Source organism: Mesorhizobium sp. WSM4830, assembly GCF_055811495.1.
In genome coordinates this window covers 13,671-28,874 of sequence record NZ_JBVVQI010000018.1, presented here as the reverse complement: position 1 = coordinate 28,874, position 15,204 = coordinate 13,671, and the positions used below count along the sequence as shown (strand labels likewise).

Genomic DNA, 15,204 nt, shown 5'->3' with positions numbered 1-15,204 from the left:
GCGCCCGTCAGCCGTTCCGGGCTCACTGCGCGGCGATGGCGCCGAAGATCAGCCCGGAGAGAACGCTGACCAGCAGATAGTCGTTGCCGACCCGTATCCATTCCTGGCCGGGACCCGGACGGCGCAGGCCATAGTGGCGATAGTCGCGGATCGGCTGGTGACGTTTCCAGCTCGAATATCTCTGGCCGTTGCGCCAATGGCTGCGCTTCACCACGACCTTCTTCTTCACTATGACGCGCTTGTTCACGTCGACATGCTTGTTCACCTCGACATGCCTGCCGGGCTTTTGCCAGTCGACCTGGCTGTAGTTCGACTGCGGCGCGTTTGGTGTGTTCAGAGGTGCAGCCTGGCCCTGCAAGGTGGTTGCAGCCAGCATCGAGAAGGCAATGGCGGAAAGAACGATGCGTTTCATGGCGGGTACTCCTTGGTTGTCGATGCCTACGGAATAGAGCCGGAAGGATGAACCGAAACTGAACACACAGATTACGTTTTCGTAATGATTACTTATATTTAGGCCGCCTAATTGAGTACTACCTTTAAAGCGATCACTCCGCCTGGGCTGCGTGACCCTCCGCAGCCCAGCCGGCAATGCAACCATTTTGCCAGCCATCCATTTCCGACACGCCCCGTCGCGTGGCAACAGGCGTCCGAGCCGGGCAAAATTTATTATTCGGCTAAAATAAATCGGAGTAACATCAACCTCTGCAATGTCCACGATTCGCGCCCACTTTCGCCCCTTTGACTTCACCGCGCCCGCGTCGCTGGCACCTGTCGCGTTGCGGGGCCGGGCATGAGTGGCTCAGTCGTTTTGCTGCACCTTGCCGGTGCGGTGGCACTGATGCTGTTTGCCACCCGTCTGGTGAAGACCGGCGTCGAGCGCGCCTATGGCGATGTGCTGCGTCACAAGCTGCGCGCCACCATGCGCAATCCGTTGATGGCGGTTCTGGCCGGCTGCGGCCTGGCGGTCGCACTGCAAAGCTCGACCGCCGTCACCTTGCTGGTCGGCTCATTCGCCGGCTCCGGCATCGTCAGCGGCATGTCGGGCCAGCTTGCGGTGCGCGGCGCCGAGATCGGCTCGGCGCTCGTGGTCAAGCTGCTTACCTTCGATCTGTCGCTGCTGGTGCCGGTCTGCCTGGTCGCCGGCACCGTCATGTTCATGGCCACCGAGCGGCGCGACTGGCGCCAGTTCGGCCGCATCCTGGTCGGCATCGGCCTGCTGCTTCTGTCGCTGGAGATGATCGGCCAGGCGTCGGAGCCGCTGCGCCAGAGCACGCTGATGCCGCTCATCGTCGACTACTTCTCCGGCGATCCGGTCACCGCCTATCTTCTGGCGGCGTTGGTCACCTGGCTGTTCCATTCCTCGATCGCCGCGGTGCTGCTGATGGTGACGCTGGCCGGCCGCGGCTTCATCCCGCCCGAACTCGGTATCGTGCTGGTGCTCGGCGTCAATCTCGGCTCTTCGATCATCGCGCCGCTTCTAACCCGCAACGCAGAACCCGGCGTTCGTATCGTGCCAATCGGCAATCTCCTGATGCGCGGCATGGGCTCGCTGATCATGCTGATCCTGTTCCTGACGTTCAAGCCGCCGGTCGCCTTCTTGGGAAGCACTGTGCCCGAGCAGATCGTCAATGCCCACATCGTCTTCAACATCCTGATCCTGATCGCCGGCCTGCCGCTGGCGAGCCTGGTCTATCGCGCCTCGGAAAAGATCGTGGCGTTGGGCACCAAGCCGCAGCCCGCCAATGCGCTCGACGTCGTCGAGCTTTCGGCGCTCAACGAAAGTGCGCTCGACGTGCCCAGCCAGGCATTGGCCAACGCCACCCGCGAGGTGGTGCGGGTCTGCGAGACGGTCGAGATCATGCTGAAACGGATCATCGAGCTCTATGAGAGCGCCGATGCCGACAAGATCGGCGCGCTGGCCGCGCTCGACGATCGTGTCGACAGGAAGCACGCGGCGATCAAGCTCTATCTGGCCAAGGTCACCAAGAACCCGCTGAGCGAGGACGAGGCCCTGCGTTGCCAGGAGTTGATTGGCGCCTGCGTCAAGCTGGAGCAGGTCGGCGACATCATCGTGCGCAACATGCTGGTCCACGTGAAGAAGAAATTCGAGCGCGGACTGGAGTTCACGCCGGAAGGCTGGCGCGAGCTTTGCGCCTTCCATGCTCTGGTGCTTGCCAATGCCAGGCTAGCCTTCAACGTGCTGGTATCCCGCGATCCGGAGACCGCTCGCCAGTTGGTACTGGAAAAGGACCGGCTGCGCGACCGCGAGAAGGAAACCAGCCAGAGCCATTTCGTGCGGCTGCGCGACGGCACCGCCAAGAGTGTCGAGACCAGTTCCATCCATCTCGACACCATTCGCGACCTCAAGCAGATTAACTCGCTGCTCGCCTCGATGGCCTATCCCGTGCTTGAAGAGCGCGGCCTGCTCACCGGTTCGCGGCTGAAGGCCGGATAGATTGCGTCCACAGGCCGGGTTGCTTCAGGACATCGCCTATGAAAATTGCAGTGGGCCAAGGCGCAAAAATTATCTTTGCGCCGCTTCCCGTCTGTCGGCTAAAGGGTCGTCCAATATCTACGGGGAGGAAAGTCGATGGATACCCATTCGCGCAGCTTCGCCAAAGCGCTTTCCTGGCGCATCACCGGTACCATCGACACGATGATCATTTCGCTCGTTGTGACGGGAAGCATCAAGCTCGCCGCGGCCATCGGCCTGACCGAGGTCGTCACCAAGTCGCTGCTCTACTATCTTCACGAACGGGCGTGGCTGAAAATTCCTTACGGGAGGAAGGCAGCCGCCTAGCTCTTGCCTCCGCGGCGGGCGCCTGACCGGCGATCAAGAAAAGCTAAAGCGGCGTCGACAATTTCTGGATTGCCCGCTGCCCTCATCCGTGGTTTGAGGCGACCTTATCCGAGGATCGCCTTTCCGCCATGCTCCCCCTCATTGCCCTGTTCATTGCCGCCTTCGCCTTCGGCACCACCGAATTCGTCATCGCCGGCGTGCTGCCGCAGGTGGCCGGTGGCCTTGGCGTCGCGATCCCGACCGCCGGTTATCTCGTGTCCGGCTATGCCGGCGGCATTGCAGCCGGCGGCCCGCTGCTGGCGCTCGCTACCAAAAGGTTCTCCCGCAAGGCCCTGCTGCTTGGACTGACTGCAGCCTTCACCATCGGCCAAGCCGCCTGCGCGCTGGCGCCCGACTTCGCCTCGATGCTGCTGTTGCGGATAGCCGTGGCCGTGGCGCACGGCGCCTATTTCGGCGTTGCCATGGTGGTGGCCGTCGGCCTGGTGCGCGAAGACCAGCGCGGCATGGCGGTGGCGCTGATCCTGTCCGGCCTCACCGTATCGAATGTCATCGGCGTTCCGGCCGGCACGGCAATCGGCAACATCTGGGGATGGCGCGCGACATTCTGGGTGATGTGTGGCCTCGGCGTGGTGGCCTTCGCGGCCATCGGCGCTCTGCTGCCGCGCAAGACGGGATCGTCGAGCCCGTCGGCGAGCCTTGGCAGCGAGGTCCGCGTGCTCGCACGCCAGCAGGTCTGGACCTCGCTCATTATCATGCTGATGCTGATGATCGGCCAGTTCGGCCTGTTCACCTACATCACGCCGACGCTGCTCGAGATCACCGGCCTCGACGAGAAATGGATACCTTGGGTGCTCCTGCTCAATGGGGTCGGCGCAACGATCGGCGTCTTCGTCGGCGGGCGGCTCGCCGACTGGAAGCTGATGCCGTCGCTTATCGCCATGCTTTTCCTGCAGGCGGCAATGCTCGCCTTGATCTACGCCGTCAGCCCTTACCCACTGCCGATGGTGATGGCGATCTTCGTCTGGGGCGGCCTCAACTTCGCCATCGGCACGCCGATCCAGACCCGCATACTGACCTGGACCGCGGATGCCTCCAACCTTGCCTCGTCACTCATTCCGTCGGGCTTCAATGTCGGCATCGCGCTCGCCGCATCGCTCGGCGCGGCGATGCTCAATGCCGGCTATGGCTATCGCAGCCTGGCGGTGGTTGGCGCGATCGCCATGCTGGTCGCCGTCGCGGTTGCGCTTGCCTCGCATGTCTGGGAATGGCGCAGCCGGGCTGCGCCGCCGCTGCCGGCTGCCGCCGAATAGGGCTATAGATCAATCCGGTAGCGCAGGCTTTCCGCACCGCCGTAGGAAGCATCCTCGAAGAAACGCCCGACGAGCCGGCCGCCATTGGCCAGAACGACCTTCTGCGAGGGCACATTGTGTGGCTTGCAGGTGATTTCGACGAAGGGCAGGCCAACCGCCCTCGCCTCCACCAGCATCAGCCGCAGCGCCTCGGTCGCATAGCCGCGCCCCTGCTTCCACGGCACCACCGCATAGCCGATGTGACCGAGCACGTGCGACGGCAGCGCCGCGGTGCCGGGTTGCCAGCGCAAGCCGATCGAGCCTGCGACCTCCCCGTCCCAGATCCAGCGCCGGAATCCGGGCAGCCGCGGCACCGTCGAACCGTCCGGCAAGGCAATCGGCGGTCCCTTGCCGTCAGGATCGTCGAGATCGGCTAGGAAAGTCGCAGGATCCTTTTCAATAGCCGCAAGCTGCTCGCGCGTGGCGTCGAGCAGCCGCACATTGTCCGGCGACCAGCCGCGCTCGAGGGCCGCCTTGTAGGACGGCAGGTGTTCAAACGCCGGTTTGACGAGTTCGATCACGGGCGCGAGCTTTTGCCGGATTGCGGGCGCGACGGCAAGGCCCTTCCGCAGCTTACTGAAGCAGGCTCTTGACGATGCCGCTCGCCTTGGAAAAATCCATCTGCCCGGCATATTTCTCCTTGAGCGCTGCCATCACCTTGCCCATGTCCTTGACACCGCTGGCGCCGGTCTCGGCGATGGCGGAACGGACGGCGCTTTCCGTCTCGGCCTGGCCCAGTTGCGTCGGCAGGAAGTCGCGAATGATGGCCATCTCGTCGCGCTCCTGCGCGGCAAGCTCCGGCCGCTTGCCGTCATCGAACGCCTTGGCCGATTCCTCGCGCTGCTTCACCATCTTGGCCAGGATCTGCAGGATCTCGTCGTCACTGGCCGGCTCCTTGCCGGCGCCGCGATTGGCGATGTCGCGGTCGTGAATGGCCGCCTGGATCAGCCGCAATGTGGGCAGCCGACGCTTGTCCTGCGCCTTCATCGCGCTCTTCAGGGATTCGGCGATTTTTCCTCGCATGGTGCTTTCTCCTTCGAATGCGGCGGACAATAGTCGTGCCGATAGCTCAAGGCAAACTCGATAGCGCCCGGCAAACCGCTGATATTATTCGACGAAATAAATTCAGGCTCGCACGGCGCGGCATCATTGACCGCCTTGGCGCCTTCCCCTATGTACTGGGCCTTGCATGAACCAAGTCTGGTTGCGCGCGGAGGCTATGAAAATCGCTGCTGCGCGCCTTTTGCTGCGCCGAGTGAAAGGCGCAGCCTTTTAGGAGTGCCGCGATGGCAACGATGACCGCCCCCTGGGCCGCCGAGAAGCCGACAGCCTTGCTGGTGCTGGCCGACGGCACGGTCATCGAGAGCCACGGCCTTGGCGCCACCGGCTCCGCCGTCGCCGAAGTCTGCTTCAACACTGCACTGACAGGCTATCAGGAAATCCTCACCGACCCGTCCTACGCCGGTCAGATCGTCACCTTCACCTTTCCGCATATCGGCAACATCGGCACCAATGACGAAGACATCGAGGACCTCAACCCGCTGGCCCGCGCCGGCGCCGTCGGCGCCGTGTTCAAGGCCGATGTCACCAACCCGTCGAATTACCGCGCCGGAACCGGTCTCGACCAGTGGCTGAAGAAGCGCGGCATCGTCGCGCTTTCAGGCATCGACACGCGGGCACTGACCGCGCTGATCCGCGAAAAGGGTATGCCCAACGCCGTCATCGCGCACGCGCCCGACGGTATCTTCGACGTCGATGACCTCAAGCGCCGCGCCGCCGCATGGTCGGGGCTTATCGGGCTTGATCTCGCCAAGGAGGTCACCTCCGGCCAGTCCTCGGTCTGGCGCGAGACGCCCTGGGTCTGGAACGAGGGCTTTGGCGAACAGGCTGATCCGTCGATGCACGTCGTTGCCGTCGACTACGGCGTCAAGCGCAACATATTGCGCCTGCTGGCCGGCCTCGGCGCCAAGGTCACCGTGGTGCCGGCAAAAACCGGCGCCGAGGAGATCCTGGCGATGCGGCCCGACGGCATTTTTCTATCCAACGGCCCTGGCGATCCCGAAGCCACCGGCGGCTACGCCGTTCCGGTCATCCAGGACCTGTTGAAAACCGATATCCCTCTGTTCGGCATCTGCCTCGGCCACCAGATGCTGGCGCTGGCGCTCGGCGGCAAGACTGCAAAAATGCATCAGGGCCACCACGGCGCCAACCATCCGGTCAAGGACCACACCACCGGCAAGGTCGAGATCGTCTCGATGAACCATGGCTTTGCCGTCGACGCCGACTCATTGCCGAGCGGCGTCGAGGAAACCCATGTCTCGCTGTTCGACGGTTCGAATTGCGGCATTGCGCTCACCGGCAGGCCGGTCTTCTCGGTCCAGCATCATCCCGAAGCCTCGCCCGGCCCGCAGGATTCGCACTATCTGTTTCGCCGCTTCGTCAATCTCATCCGCGAAAAGCGCGGCGAGCCGGCACTGGCCGAGCGTGTCTAGCGCATTGCGTAAAAACGGATTTGACTGACGGCGCCGGCCGGGCTCCCGGCGCCGATCAAGCCCCGTCCGTCACCGCTTCCTGCGCGTGCATGCGTTTGACTTCCTTCGGCGTCGGCTTGGCCACCCTGCTTACGAAGACGACGAGCGCCAGCGTGAGGAAAATCGCGCCGAGCAGATACGGGGCACCGCCGAAAACCACGGGCGCGCTCGGCCCCGTGAACCAGGAAAAGATCGCCGTATAAAGCAGCGGTGTGATGATCGAGGTGATCGAGAAGATCGACGTCATCGCGCCCTGGAGTTCGCCCTGGGCGGAAGGTGGCACCTTGGCGGCCGCCAGGCTTCTGAGCGGCGGGTCGGCCAACGCCTCGAGACATCCGACGACGATCACCGCGTAGATCATCCAGCCTTGTGACGCGAAGGCGTAGCCGAAGGCGCTGAGTGCGGTAAATGCCAGACCGACTACCGCCGTCTTCCACTCGCCAAGCTTAGGGATCACGCGCGGCAGGACTGTCGCCATGACGATCGCCCCGCACAGGCCGAAGGCGCCGAGCGAGAAGCCGATCTGTTGTTCGCTCCAGCCATAGCGATAACTGGAGACGAACGACCAGACGGCGGGATACATCATGTGCCCAAGCGTCATCAGAAAGAAGACAAGTCCAATCCAGCCGATGCCTTCGTAGTTGCGCATCTGGACGAGAGTGCCGACCGGGTTCGCGCGTTTCCACTCGAAGCGGCGACGGTGCTTGTTATCAAGCGTTTCCGGCAACAGAAACAGCGCGATCAGAAAGTTTGCGAAAGCAAGCCCGGCAGCGAAATAGAACGGCACACGTGGCCCGAACGTGCCGAGCAACCCGCCCAGAACCGGCCCTATGACGAAGCCGACGCCGAAAGCGATGCCGAGCAGCCCGAAATTCTTCGCACGGTTTTCGTCGGTCGAGATGTCGGCGATAAACGCCGATGTCGTGGAATAGCTGGCGCCGGAAACGCCGGCCAGCACGCGGCCGATGAACAGCATCGGATAGGACCAGGCGATAGCGCAGATCAGGTTGTCGATAGCGAACGTCAGCACCGAGGCAAGCAGGATAGGCCGCCGTCCGAACCGGTCGCTCAACCCGCCCATCACTGGTGCGAAAACGAACTGCATCGCCGCATAGACGAAGAACAGCCAGCCGCCCTCGATAGCCGCCTCACTGATGCCGACGCCGGTCAATTCCCTGAGATAGGCCGGCAGCACCGGCATAATAATGCCGAAGCCGATGACGTCGAGCAGCAGGGTGGTGAAAACAAGCGCAAGGCCCCGCCTGGCGGTTTTAGGGTCTATCATGATGGTATCTCCTCGGGCCGCCCGAGCGAACGGGAACACACCTTATAGGCGAGCACATCGCTGGGAACAATGAGGGAACAGGCAGAGTGTTTTCGTCCTGACATCCCCTGACTGCGATCCAGTCTCGGATTACGAGAAAGCCGTCGGCTCAGATCGGATTGTTGAACGTGTCGCAGTCCGATAGCTTGCCGTTCTGGAAGCCCCGCGCCAGCCAGGTCTGCCGCTGCTGCGACGTGCCGTGGTTGAAGCTTTCCGGCACGACGTAGCCCTGCATCTTCTTCTGCAGCGTGTCATCGCCGATCTGCTTGGCGGCGTTCAGTGCCTCCGCCATGTCGCCCTGTTCCAAGATGCCCTTCTGACCGGTGAAATGTGCCCAGATGCCGGCAAAGCAGTCGGCCTGCAGCTCGACCTGCACCGACATGTGGTTGGTGTCGGCTTCGCTCATATTCTGCCGCATCTGATTGAATTTGGGCAGGATGCCGACGAGGTTCTGCACGTGATGGCCGACCTCATGCGCGATCACATAGGCCTGTGCGAAATCGCCGGACGCGCCGAACTGCTGATCGAGCTGCTGGAAGAAGGTGGTGTCGAGATAGACCTTGCGATCGTTGGGACAGTAGAATGGTCCGGCCGCTGACGAGGCAGAACCGCAAGCGGAGCCGATCCGGCCGCTAAACAGGACCAGTTTTGGATCTTGATAGGTCAGGCCCTCGGACTGGAAAATACCGGTCCAGGTATCCTCGGTCTCGGCCAGCACGGTCGATACGAACTGCTTCATCTCGTCGGACGCGGGCGCACCGGTACCGCCGCCTTGCTCGCCGCTATTGTCGGTGATCTCGCCGCCGCCGGGCTGCAAGCCGCTGTTATCGAGGATCTGGCTCGGGTCGAAGCCGAAATACCACCCTGCCAGGAAAATCAACCCTACGATGATGATGCCCGACATGCCGCCGCCGCCGGCGCGACCGCCGATCGGGATGCGAAACTGCCCCGGCCCGCCACCAAGCCCGCCGCTCTGGCCGCGCTCGTCCTCGACATTGTCACTCTGACGACGGCCCTTCCAGAGCATGGCAACCCCCGTTTATGCAATTTTCCGGCTGATCGGGCCGTGTCCCGGTTCGATCGGACACGACAACAATTATCTCAACGGTTACGCCAAGTCACAGTATTTTTCGTGCGAACAAGCAATGCTTGCTGACGCTTGTCTGGTCTGGCCGAGACATCGCAAGGTCTGTGCCGCTCACCCTGCTCGTGGGAAGCGAGTGGCGCGACGAGATGCGCTGGCCGTGCTTTTCAGCGGGCGGCGATTATTGCCTTGCGAAAGGCTTCGAGCGTCTCGGCGCTGACATGATGCTCGATGCCCTCGGCGTCGATGCGCGCCGTCTCGGCGCTGACCCCGAGCGAGCGCAGGAAGGCCTCGACCGTCTGGTGGCGAATGCGGCTCTCTTCCGCAACCTTGCGGCCGGCATCGGTCAGGAACACGCCACGATAGGGTTTCCGGGAGACCAGCCCGTCGGCGCACAGCCGCGTCAGCATTTTCGCCACCGTCGGCTGGGCGACGCCGAGCCGTGCCGCGATGTCGACCTGGCGCGCCTCGTTGCCGTCCTCGATCAGGTCGGCGATGAGCTCGACATAATCCTCGACCAGCGCGCTGCGGCGCGCTTCACGCGTCTGCCGGAAGCCTTCCGAGTGAATTTCTGCATCAGGCAGCGGCTTTTCGCGAGGAACCGGTCTTTTCTTCAGCGCCAATACGCGCTCCTCCCGGCAGTTTGAATCGGCATTGCAGTCATAGCACAGAACCCTATTGGTTCTGGCCGTTTATTTCCATTCGGTGGCCGGCGCAACCGGCGTTCACCGCCGTTCCGGCCGCACGGCCAAGCGGTTGCACGAAAAAGCTCAGACAATGAAATATAGCATATTGCATAATGTTCAGCCGTGGCATAAATAAGGACAGAATATCGATCGCTCCTGTGGAAAGCCAGTTCATGTCGGAAGCCGAAGCCACCTCAGCCCCCCGGTCCATGTGGCGATTTGCCCGCCCGGAGGACGGCGAGCAGCCCAGCCTTCGCGAAGTCAACGCCACGATCGCCGTGCCGCACTCGGGGATTTGGCTTCGCCGGCTGTTCGCCTTCATGGGGCCGGGCTACATGGTTTCGGTCGGCTACATGGATCCTGGTAATTGGGCGACCGACCTCGCCGGTGGGGCTCAGTTCGGCTACACGCTGCTGTTCATCATCATGTTGTCGAACCTGATGGCGATCCTGCTGCAGGCGCTCGCCGCCAGGCTTGGCATCGCCACTGGCCGCGACCTTGCACAGGCGTGCCGCGCCTATTATCCGCGTCCGGTCAATTTCATGCTTTGGGTCGCTTGCGAATTGGCCATCATCGCCTGCGACCTCGCCGAGGTCATTGGCACGGCGATCGCCTTGCAACTGCTGTTCGGCATTCCGCTGATCGGCGGCGCCATCATCACCGCGCTCGATGCCTTCCTGCTGCTGTTGCTGATGAACAAGGGCTTCCGTTTCCTCGAGGCCTTCATCATAGCGCTTTTGATCATCATCTTCGGCTGCTTCGCCATCCAGATCTTTGCCGCCGCCCCGCCGGTCGGCTCCATCCTGCATGCGATGTTCGTGCCATCGTCCGAGATCGTCACCAATCCGGCCATGCTTTACATCGCCATCGGCATCATCGGTGCCACGGTGATGCCGCACAATCTCTATCTGCACTCCTCGATCGTGCAGACCCGCGCCTACGAGCGCACCGATCGCGGCAAGCGCGACGCTATCAAATGGGCGACGACCGACTCGACCATCGCGCTGATACTGGCGCTGTTCGTCAATGCCTCCATCCTGATCGTGTCGGCGGTGGCGTTCCACGGCACCGGTCATCATGACGTTGCCGAGATCGGCCAGGCCTTCGAGCTTCTGTCGCCGCTGCTCGGCCTCGGCATCGCTTCCATTCTGTTTGCCGTAGCGCTGCTTGCCTCCGGCCTGAACTCGACGGTGACGGCGACGCTCGCCGGCCAGATCGTGATGGAAGGGTTCCTGCGTCTGCGCATCCCGCAATGGGCGCGCCGCCTGCTGACGCGCGGCATCGCCATCGTCCCGGTGGTGGTGGTCACTGCGCTCTATGGCGAGAAGGGAACCGGCCAGTTGCTGGTCTTCAGCCAGGTAATCCTGTCGATGCAGCTTCCCTTCGCTGTCGTACCGCTGGTGCAGTTCGTCTCGGACAAGCGCAAGATGGGCAATTTCGCCATTTCCCGCGCTGTTGCCGTGCTGGCCTGGGTGGTCGCTGGGCTCATCCTGGTGCTCAACTTCAAGCTGCTCTACGATACGGTCGTCGGTCTGGGCTGAGCGTTTCTCTTCTCCAAGCCGATGCAACAAGGTCGGCAGTCATCCGCCCTTCCAACCCTGGAAATTTGCCGGCCGCTGTCGGATAAATGCCCGTTCGCCCGTCCTTGGCTCGAACTCCGGCCATGACGGCACGGATCAGGGAAAGGAAGCTCCAATGAGGAAGATCATCGCCGCAACATTCGTCAGCCTCGACGGCGTCATGCAAGCGCCCGGCGGCCCGCAAGAGGACCCTGTCGGGGGCTTCAAATTCGGCGGCTGGACGTTTCACTACTGGGACGACGTGATGGGCGCCGCGATGGGCGAGACGTTTTCAAAACCGTTCGCGCTGCTTCTCGGCCGCAAGACCTACGACATCTTCGCCGCCCACTGGCCTTATCAGAAGAATGACCCGATCGCCGACAGCTTCAACGCCGTCACCAAATATGTGGCGACGCACAGGCCGGATACGCTGTCCTGGCAAAATAGCCAGCCGCTCGGCGGCGATGTCGTGGCGACGTTGCGCCGGATGAAGCAGGAGGACGGCCCGGACCTGCTCATTCAGGGATCGAGCGAGCTGATCCAGACCTTGCTCGCCAATGACCTGATCGACGAGATCAGCCTGCTGATTTTCCCGCTGGTGCTGGGCAAGGGCAAAAAATTGTTCGGCAGCGGCACGATACCTGCCGCGTTCAAGCTGACCCGTTCGCAGACATCGACCACCGGCGTCCTCATGGCGAGCTATGAACGCTCCGGCGAGATCAAGACCGGGTCCTTTGCCACGGAGCAGCCGTCCGAAGCGGAGATCGAGCGGCGCAAGAACTGGAAGTAGATCCTGCGGGCGATCAAGGACGGCTGAACACTGGCCGCCCTTTTTGTTGTTTTTTAAGCCGCCTCTCGTCGGCGTGCCAACCCATCGCGGAGGTGGCCCGCGAATGCCAGTGCAGCCGGCGCGACTCCGTGCTTCGGCAAATGCAGATTGATCGAAAAATTCGGCAATGACGGCAGCTCCGGATCGTTGGCCAAAATGTCGAGGTCGGCAGGCACCGTCGACGCCAACCAGGTGGTGACGGCCAAGTCCGAACGCACCGTCGCCGTCGTCGCGTCGATGCTGCCGTTTTCGAATACGGTGCGCCATTCCAGCCCATGCTCGTCAAGCGCCTCCAGCACCACCGGGCGGAACGCGCAGGTCTCGGCGACCATCGAAACCGGCAAGGGCCGCTTGCCGCGGGCGGCGCCGCCTTTGGCGCCGACCCAGACCAGCCGGTCGACAACAAGGCATTCGCCGGCCGACCGGCCGATCGGCTCCTCGATCACCGCGAGCTCTATCGTGCCGGTCGCCAAGGCTGCGGCCAACTCTGGCGACGAAGCACAGACAAGCGAGATCTCGACCTGCGGATAGGCCTCGGCATAGGCCTTCAGCACCGGCGCAAGCAAGGTGCCGACAAGGTCGTACGGCACGCCGAGCCGCACCTTACCGGCAACCGCATCGCCCGCCATCTCCGCCACGATCTCGTCATTGAGGGAAAGCAGGCGCTTGCCCTTGCCGAACAATCGTTCGCCGGAGCGGGTCAATCGCAATCCGCGCCGATCGCGGTCGAACAGGCTGCAGCCGAGAAGCTCTTCCAAACGCTTAATCTGCTGGCTGACGGCACCTTGCGTCAAATGCAGCGCGTTGGCCGCCGCCGTCATGCTGGCCTTGTCGGCAACGGTGACGAAGGTTCGAACCAGGGCAGTGTCGAGGTTACGGAGCATCTTGCCATTATATTTGCTAATGCAGATCATAGCAAACATTGCATTTACTGATGGGCCAAACAGCCTACCGTGCAGGCTTCAAAGGAAGCAGCATGTTTGAAACCGTCCTTCCCCTCGTCCTGTTCGCGCTGGTCTCAACCTCAACGCCCGGCATTGCCACGACCTTGTCGACGGCGTCCGGCGCGCAGTTCGGCTTTCGCCGCTCTATCCCGCTGATGGCCGGGAGTGCGGCCGGCCTGGCCACGGTGGCTGCGGCAGGTGCTGCTGGGCTCGCCGGTCTGCTGGCCGCCGCTCCATCGCTGCAATTGGCAATGAAAATGGCCGGTACCCTCTATCTGGTGTGGCTTGCCCTCAAGATCGGCCGCAGCGGTCCGCCCAATCTGGACGTGGGCATGACAAAGCCGAACAGCTTTTTCGGGGGCGCCGGCCTGCAATGGATGAACCCAAAGGGCTGGGCCATGGGGTTGGGAGCGGCAGCATCTTTTGCCGCGCTCGCCAACGGGCCGCTGCAGCTCGCCTTGCTGCTCGGCACGGTCTTCGGTCTTGCCGCGGCCCTATCGCTGGCGGCGTGGTGCGTGGCCGGCACGTTGCTCGCCCGGTTGCTGCGAACCGAGCGGCAGTGGCGCATGCTCAACGCCGTGCTTGGCCTGCTGCTGGCCGCCTCGATCATTCCGATGTGGCGGACAGCGTAAGACCAGTTAATTCAGGCAGCGTAGCGTGCGGCCGGTTTGCCGGCCAGCAGGCTGCCGAAGAAACCTTGCCGCGCACCAAGATAGGTTTCCAACCCAGCCGGGTCGGAGAGCCCGGGCGCGGTGACGGTTTCGCCCTTGGCCAGGCCGGCAAGCGCTGCATCGACCAGATCGTCGGCAGTCATGACGATCTCTGCCGGCAGGTTGGCAATATCGCTTCCGGCGACTTCCCAGAACTCGGTCCGCGTAGCCCCCGGCAGCACGACCTGTATGGCGACCTTGCTATCGGCGACTTCCTGCTGCAGGGCCTCGGTGAAGTTGACGACATAGGCCTTGGTGCCGCTGTAAATGCCGCCGAACGAGGTATCGAAGGCCAGCACCGAGGCGATGTTGACGATGGCGCCGCGGTTGCGCGCCAGCAGCTCCGGCAGGACCGCGCGGGTCAAACGAGTCAATGCCACGACATTGACCTTGATCATGCGCTCGGCCACATCGGCGTCGGCCGTTGCCACCACCTGCGCACCGCCAAGGCCGGCATTGTTGACCAGCAACGTCACGCTGTCGTCGGTTGATATCGCCTGCTCGACCCGTCGCAGATCGCCGTCGTCGGCGAGATCGGCGCTGATCACGTTGACCTTGCGGCCGTATTCGGCGCGCAGCTTGCCGGCCAATTCCTCCAGCCGGTCGGCGCGCCGCGCCACCAGCACCAGATCATAACCTTGGCCGGCGAGCCGGTCCGCATAGACCGCGCCGATGCCGGAAGAGGCGCCGGTGACGACCGCCGTGCCTTTGTCCTGATTGCTCATTGTCTTGTTCCTTCTGGTTCGATTCCAAATGCCAGTGCCGCAGGGCAACATTCCTGCTTCGACCGGCAGATCAATTAATGGTATATGCCACTATTGGAACGTAGGCATATACCATCATCTTGTCAATCCGTGGAGCAAGGACTATTTCTGGTTTGCATCGAGGGTCCCTTCCGGTCCCTTCATCGGAAATCCGCCAATGTCCCAAACCACCCTGCCCGGCCTGCTGCTTTGCAACAACGCCATGCTGCGCCGCGCGACGCGGAAACTCGGCCAGTTCTATGACGATGTGCTCGCGCCCTCCGGCATTAAAGCCACGCAGCAGGGCCTGCTCTATCAAATCCACGTCGGCGACGAACCGGCGATGGGTGCTATCGCTGCAGCCCTTGTCATGGACCTGTCCGCCCTCGGTCATACGCTGAAGCCGCTGATCCGAGACGGTTATGTCGAGGCCTTCGCCGACCCTGCCGACCGCCGCATCAGGCGCGTCAGGCTGACACCGCAGGGCCGGACCAAGCTCGAAGAAGCGCTGAAGCTGTGGCAAGTTGCTCAGCAGCGCTTCGAGGAGATGTTTGGAAAGGAGCAGGCGGCAAGCCTGCGAGCGGCGCTGGACGAAATCGCCGCGTTGGATCTTGACGCACCGCCGGCCGCGATTTGAACTATCGG

The 15,204-nt window shown here is 62.8% G+C and carries 17 protein-coding genes; 8 read left to right on the top strand and 9 right to left on the bottom strand.

From position 1 onward, the window contains the following. Nucleotides 1-22: 22 nt before the first annotated feature. Nucleotides 23-412, bottom strand: a complete 390-nt coding sequence (locus AC0L2Y_RS21870; protein WP_352669659.1) for an RcnB family protein — start codon at nt 410-412, stop codon at nt 23-25. A gap of 378 nt (nt 413-790) precedes the next feature. Between AC0L2Y_RS21870 and AC0L2Y_RS21865 the strand changes: the two genes are divergently transcribed. From AC0L2Y_RS21865 to AC0L2Y_RS21855, 3 genes are all read left to right on the top strand, one after another. Continuing rightward, entirely contained in the window at nt 791-2,455 is a 1,665-nt protein-coding gene (locus AC0L2Y_RS21865) for a Na/Pi cotransporter family protein (protein WP_473559424.1), read from the top strand. Nucleotides 2,456-2,590: 135 nt separating this feature from the next. Beyond that, nucleotides 2,591-2,800 (top strand): DUF2061 domain-containing protein, encoded by a 210-nt coding sequence (locus tag AC0L2Y_RS21860; RefSeq protein WP_292658743.1) that lies wholly within the window; start codon nt 2,591-2,593, stop codon nt 2,798-2,800. Between the two features lie 128 nt (nt 2,801-2,928). Next, complete coding sequence (locus AC0L2Y_RS21855) at nt 2,929-4,110, top strand: MFS transporter (RefSeq protein WP_473559421.1); 1,182 nt, start codon at nt 2,929-2,931, stop codon at nt 4,108-4,110. A gap of 2 nt (nt 4,111-4,112) precedes the next feature. Here AC0L2Y_RS21855 and AC0L2Y_RS21850 read toward each other — a convergent pair whose 3' ends face one another. Together AC0L2Y_RS21850 and AC0L2Y_RS21845 are read right to left on the bottom strand one after the other, a co-directional pair. Further along, nucleotides 4,113-4,670, bottom strand: coding sequence for a GNAT family N-acetyltransferase (locus AC0L2Y_RS21850; RefSeq protein WP_473559419.1), 558 nt, complete (start codon nt 4,668-4,670; stop codon nt 4,113-4,115). 52 nt (nt 4,671-4,722) lie between these two features. Continuing rightward, complete coding sequence (locus AC0L2Y_RS21845) at nt 4,723-5,172, bottom strand: GatB/YqeY domain-containing protein (protein WP_023678304.1); 450 nt, start codon at nt 5,170-5,172, stop codon at nt 4,723-4,725. A gap of 263 nt (nt 5,173-5,435) precedes the next feature. On the opposite strand from AC0L2Y_RS21845, the gene carA reads away from it, so the two are divergent. Continuing rightward, nucleotides 5,436-6,641, top strand: a complete 1,206-nt coding sequence (carA, locus tag AC0L2Y_RS21840; protein WP_473559417.1) for a glutamine-hydrolyzing carbamoyl-phosphate synthase small subunit — start codon at nt 5,436-5,438, stop codon at nt 6,639-6,641. Between the two features lie 55 nt (nt 6,642-6,696). On the opposite strand, the gene AC0L2Y_RS21835 is transcribed toward carA, so the two are convergent. The 4 genes from AC0L2Y_RS21835 to AC0L2Y_RS21820 form a co-directional block, all read right to left on the bottom strand. Beyond that, nucleotides 6,697-7,965: a TCR/Tet family MFS transporter gene (locus AC0L2Y_RS21835; protein WP_473559415.1), complete on the bottom strand. Its 1,269-nt coding sequence runs from the start codon at nt 7,963-7,965 to the stop codon at nt 6,697-6,699. Between the two features lie 148 nt (nt 7,966-8,113). Next, nucleotides 8,114-9,031 carry a KPN_02809 family neutral zinc metallopeptidase gene (gene ypfJ / locus AC0L2Y_RS21830; protein ID WP_352491508.1) on the bottom strand — a complete coding sequence of 306 codons (918 nt, stop codon included), beginning with the start codon at nt 9,029-9,031 and terminating at the stop codon, nt 8,114-8,116. Between the two features lie 224 nt (nt 9,032-9,255). Beyond that, a complete protein-coding gene (gene mntR, locus AC0L2Y_RS21825) occupies nt 9,256-9,711 on the bottom strand; it encodes a manganese-binding transcriptional regulator MntR (protein ID WP_023678308.1) in 456 nt (151 codons plus the stop codon). A 52-nt stretch (nt 9,712-9,763) separates the two neighbouring features. Continuing rightward, the gene (locus AC0L2Y_RS21820; RefSeq protein WP_352491509.1) at nt 9,764-9,949 is read right to left on the bottom strand and encodes a hypothetical protein; all 186 of its coding nucleotides are present in this window, start codon (nt 9,947-9,949) and stop codon (nt 9,764-9,766) included. On the opposite strand from AC0L2Y_RS21820, the gene AC0L2Y_RS21815 reads away from it, so the two are divergent. After that, a complete protein-coding gene (locus AC0L2Y_RS21815; RefSeq protein WP_352466717.1) occupies nt 9,948-11,315 on the top strand; it encodes an Nramp family divalent metal transporter in 1,368 nt (455 codons plus the stop codon). The genes AC0L2Y_RS21820 and AC0L2Y_RS21815 overlap by 2 nt on opposite strands. A gap of 154 nt (nt 11,316-11,469) precedes the next feature. Continuing rightward, entirely contained in the window at nt 11,470-12,123 is a 654-nt protein-coding gene (locus tag AC0L2Y_RS21810; protein WP_473559412.1) for a dihydrofolate reductase family protein, read from the top strand. Between the two features lie 53 nt (nt 12,124-12,176). On the opposite strand, the gene AC0L2Y_RS21805 is transcribed toward AC0L2Y_RS21810, so the two are convergent. Beyond that, nucleotides 12,177-13,046 carry a LysR family transcriptional regulator gene (locus AC0L2Y_RS21805; protein ID WP_473559410.1) on the bottom strand — a complete coding sequence of 290 codons (870 nt, stop codon included), beginning with the start codon at nt 13,044-13,046 and terminating at the stop codon, nt 12,177-12,179. Between the two features lie 92 nt (nt 13,047-13,138). Here AC0L2Y_RS21805 and AC0L2Y_RS21800 point away from each other — a divergent pair, with 92 nt between their 5' ends. Further along, the gene (locus AC0L2Y_RS21800; RefSeq protein WP_473559408.1) at nt 13,139-13,738 is read left to right on the top strand and encodes a LysE family translocator; all 600 of its coding nucleotides are present in this window, start codon (nt 13,139-13,141) and stop codon (nt 13,736-13,738) included. An 11-nt stretch (nt 13,739-13,749) separates the two neighbouring features. Here AC0L2Y_RS21800 and AC0L2Y_RS21795 read toward each other — a convergent pair whose 3' ends face one another. Then, entirely contained in the window at nt 13,750-14,541 is a 792-nt protein-coding gene (locus tag AC0L2Y_RS21795; protein ID WP_473559406.1) for an SDR family NAD(P)-dependent oxidoreductase, read from the bottom strand. 196 nt (nt 14,542-14,737) lie between these two features. Here AC0L2Y_RS21795 and AC0L2Y_RS21790 point away from each other — a divergent pair, with 196 nt between their 5' ends. Beyond that, on the top strand, nt 14,738-15,196 hold the full coding sequence (locus AC0L2Y_RS21790) for a MarR family winged helix-turn-helix transcriptional regulator (protein WP_473559404.1): 459 nt from the start codon (nt 14,738-14,740) through the stop codon (nt 15,194-15,196). The last annotated feature ends 8 nt before the right edge of the window (nt 15,197-15,204 follow it).